We start from the raw sequence: 2,490 nt of genomic DNA, 5'->3' as shown, positions 1-2,490 counted from the left end.
GTAAGCGTCCGCTGAACACACCTTATGAATTCATCCTATAAGCCTTAATTTAGTCCCCACTTAAAAACAAGTGGGGACTTAAATTTATGACTACAAATAATCAGACATCCATCGTATCTCTTGCGAAAAAACGAAGAACATACAGTGCTGAATTTAAACAGCAGATCGTTCAGGCTTGTAAAGCACCAGACGTTTCAATTGCTTCAGTCGCTTTGCAACATGGATTGAATACAAATCTTGTATCCAAATGGATTCGCTTAATTGATGCTAAGCTAGGGAGTAATCGCTCACCACTACTGAATAAACCTGCATTTATTGCCTTATCTTGCTCTGCACCATTAGATCCTACTCCTACTGACATGTTAACGGTTCAAATTACCTTACCCCACTCAAAAGCAGAAATTGGCTTGAAATGGCAAGTATCAGAAATATCTGCTTTAGCAGAATTACTCAAGGCACTTGCAACATGATCCGCATTGATGAAATCTGGTTGTCTACTCAGCCCATGGACATGCGTGCAGGAATGGATACTGCCATGGCTCAGGTGGTGAGAGCCTTTGGCTACATCAAACCGCATTGTGCTTACCTGTTCTGTAATAAACGTGGCCATCGCATGAAAGTGCTGGTACATGATGGACTGGGCATCTGGCTGTGTGCCCGGCGGCTGGAACAGGGAAAATTCCACTGGGCTAAAGTTCACCAGGGTGAAAATGTAGCTCTCAGTCCAGAACAGTTACAGGCACTCATTCAGGGTTTGCCCTGGCAGCGCATTGGACGACAGCAAGTGGTCACAATGCTCTAAACTAGGCTGCTACATTCTACTATTCTCCAAACGTTCTATTTCCTCTGCGTCATGACCTCAGGCATACTGCGGTCATGAATACACTGCCTGACTTAAGCCAACTGACCCATGAACAACTGCTGGAATTTACCCGGCAGTTGGCGATGCAGCATCAGTCTCTGGCACAATCAAATCAAGAATTGGATGCCAAAGTTCAGCATCTTTCTATTCTCAATCAAAAATACGAGCATGAACTGGCGCTGTTTAAAAAGCATAAATTCGCCCAAAAGAATGAACACTTAACGGCAAAACAAATCCATCTATGGGACGAAGCGGTCGAAGAAGATATCGCAGCCGTTGATCTGGAATTAGAACGATTAAATGCAGATAAAACCGATGCAGCGACACAGAAAGCCAAAACCAATAAACCTAAACGTCGACTGCTGCCAGATCATCTACACACCATCCGTATTGAGCATGAACCTGCATCAACCCAATGCAGTTGTGGCTGCCAACTCCGTCGTATCGGCGAAGATATCAGTGAAAAACTGCATTTCAGACCGGCACAGTTCTACAAGGAACAGCATGTTCGTGGCAAATGGGTCTGTGATCAGTGTGACACCCTGACTCAGCAAGCGATGCCTGCCTATGTGATTGATAAAGGCATTGCTTCACCTGAACTGCTCAGCCATGTGCTGGTATCGAAGTATGCCGATCATTTGCCGCTGTACCGTCAGCGCCTGATCTATCAGCGGGCTGGCATTGATCTGTCCAGATCCACTTTATCTGACTGGATTGGTCGCTGCGGTGTGGAACTGGAGCCTCTGGCCAATGCCTTAAAAGAGGTGGTGCTGCAACAGCAGGTGCTGCATGCAGATGAAACACCAGTCACCATTATGCGGATGGGTGAGAATGAGAAAAAACCGAAGAAAGGTTATGTCTGGGCCTATGCCACCACACAGTACAATCCAGTTCAGGCGGTGATCTATGACTTTCAGGATAGCCGTTCAGGTCAGCATGCTGAAGAGTTCCTGAAAGACTGGCAGGGTCATCTGGTCTGTGATGATTACAGTGGTTATAAAGCACGCTTTAAATCAGGCCAGGTCATTGAGGTGGGCTGCATGGCCCATGCACGTCGTAAATTCCATGAACTGCATGTGACCAAAAAAAGTCAGGTTGCTGAACAGGCATTAGTGCTGATTCAGAAACTGTATGCCATAGAAGCAGAACTCAGGAAAAAGACCGATAGTACAGCAGAACAGCGCCGCGAATATCGGCAACAGCATAGTCAACCGGTGATGCAACAACTGTATGAATGGCTCAACCAACATTATCTGACGGTGCCATCGAGTTCTCCAACTGCCAAGGCGATCAATTACAGCCTAAAACGTTGGCAGGCACTCTGCCGCTATCTGGATGATGGTAATTTGCCTATAGATAATAACTGGATTGAAAATCAGATGCGTCCCTGGGCGTTGGGACGTAAGAACTGGCTGTTTGCTGGCTCGCTGCGCAGCGGCCAACGAGCTGCCAATATCATGACTTTAATCCAGTCAGCAAAGCTGAATGGACTGGATCCGTATGCCTATTTAAGTGATGTGCTGAAAAGGCTGCCGACACACAAAGTGACCCAAATTGAAGAATTGCTGCCGCACTGCTGGAAACCTGAATCGAATTAAAAATTGGTATGGGATTCAGCGGACGCTTAC

3 protein-coding genes are annotated in these 2,490 nt (G+C 46.4%); all 3 read left to right on the top strand.

Going from position 1 to position 2,490, the window contains the following annotated elements; all coding sequences use genetic code 11:
- Positions 1-86 precede the first annotated feature (86 nt).
- A complete protein-coding gene (locus FTU05_RS17515; protein ID WP_180166191.1) occupies positions 87-470 on the top strand; it encodes a transposase in 384 nt (127 codons plus the stop codon).
- Positions 467-802, top strand: a complete 336-nt coding sequence (tnpB, locus tag FTU05_RS17510; RefSeq protein ID WP_043974827.1) for an IS66 family insertion sequence element accessory protein TnpB — start codon at positions 467-469, stop codon at positions 800-802. Before FTU05_RS17515 ends, tnpB begins: the two co-directional genes overlap by 4 nt.
- A 74-nt stretch (positions 803-876) precedes the next feature.
- Positions 877-2,460, top strand: a complete 1,584-nt coding sequence (locus FTU05_RS17505; protein ID WP_180166189.1) for an IS66 family transposase — start codon at positions 877-879, stop codon at positions 2,458-2,460.
- The last annotated feature ends 30 nt before the right edge of the window (positions 2,461-2,490 follow it).

The sequence above is a fragment of the Acinetobacter sp. YH12049 genome, assembly GCF_013419875.1.
Lineage (GTDB): Bacteria > Pseudomonadota > Gammaproteobacteria > Pseudomonadales > Moraxellaceae > Acinetobacter > Acinetobacter amyesii.
The sequence above is the reverse complement of the archived record's forward strand: the minus strand, read 5'-3'. Positions and strand labels throughout refer to the sequence as shown.